Source organism: Xenorhabdus budapestensis, assembly GCF_002632465.1.
GTDB classification, from domain to species: Bacteria; Pseudomonadota; Gammaproteobacteria; order Enterobacterales; family Enterobacteriaceae; genus Xenorhabdus; species Xenorhabdus budapestensis.
The window spans coordinates 1-1458 of record NZ_NIBS01000087.1; the positions used below are offsets into that span (position 1 = coordinate 1).

The 1458-nt window shown below is 33.3% G+C and carries 1 protein-coding gene; it reads right to left on the reverse strand.

Annotated features, from left to right (window positions below; genetic code table 11):
• Nucleotides 1–91: 91 nt before the first annotated feature.
• Complete coding sequence (locus Xbud_RS18950; protein WP_244590053.1) at nucleotides 92–1294, reverse strand: site-specific integrase; 1203 nt, start codon at nucleotides 1292–1294, stop codon at nucleotides 92–94.
• Nucleotides 1295–1458: the final 164 nt, after the last annotated feature.

Genomic DNA, 1458 nt, shown 5'->3' on the forward strand with positions numbered 1-1458 from the left:
TGACCGCAATATCGGCAAACAACTTCTATCTTGACAGTCACATATGGGTTCCACTAAAAAAACACAAGAATATCAAATTAACGCTTTAGAGTCACGACCGTAATTCATTCAAAGCATCACTCATTAGCTCCGAGATTGAAAAAGGAACACCATTTTTCTTTATATTTATTTTGTTTCTATCAATTTTCTCACTGTAAATACGTTGTAATGTTAAATACGCCCAAGTATGTCTTGCCACATGTGGTGTTATTTTTTCAATTGAATCAAAATATTTATCAGAATAACAGTCAGGATAAGCTTTATTAAAAACATCACTTATTTTTTTAAATGAAGAATATACACTGTAATATGATAAAGGTGGGTTATTCTTCTTACTTGAACAAAATAAAAAGTCATGTTTTGTCGGCGGTCTTATTTTTTTAAGGTAAATAGTTAGGAAGTGATAGTCAATTTTATCTATTTCTATAACTCTATGCGAGTAAATATTCTTTAATGACGGTAGCCGTTTTCTATTATCTTCTACATCTTCATCTACGGAGGTTATTATAAGGCTAAATTTGTCACCTTTTAGATTAGGTTTGATAGATCTACATTCAAGCAACAGTAGTTCACTTACCCGTAGCCCATAATTTATAAGCAAGCGACAAATCAGAAAATTTCGTATTTGAATTTGGCGAACAGGGAAGGGGTTTAGCTCATTCAGCTTAGAGGATGAGCTAGGTGTTATGACGTGATAAAATTTAGTTACCATGTCCAGATCCATACTTTTAAACTGCATATCAGTTGGGCGCTTGAATTTTTCAAATTCATCTTTGTAAATAAGTAATTTTTTGTTTAACTGACTTGCCAACCTTGAAAGTTCTTTAGGAGAGCTATCCATATATCGTGTAGATACGTATGTCTGAATCAGATAATTAGCAAAACAAATTATTGCATGCACCTTGCTAATATTATTGTTATTTTTAGAACTCTTTGAAAAAGAGGCAAAAGGTATTAATGAAGGGTTTGGGTTTTCTAGATAATGAAAAAATGCTCGAAATTCATCAATTACAATTGATGGATCATGACCTGATGAGTAAAAGCTGAAACAGAATGTCACATTATATTTTTGATACCAAAATTCATAGAAAAGTTTCAGAGCCTGGAGTGATGCTAACTGTGTAGCAGATGAACGCTGAGATAAGTGGTCAATTAGATATTGCAAAGGATAAAAGAGCGGTAGGTTTGTTTCACTGTCCATTAATATCCACAAGCGTTCTCGTAGATTTTTGTTCAGTTGAATTAGCGAAAACATACCAATATCCTTATTTAAAATATGGTTATGAACAAATTAGCTAATCCACATAAGGGAACCTCTAAATCGCGACAGGAACCGCAGCTGTCCATGATAGCCAGTTTTTTGAAGCCGTTTTGGAGCGGTCAAATACAAGTCGGGACATTTATGCTGATAAAGGGTAT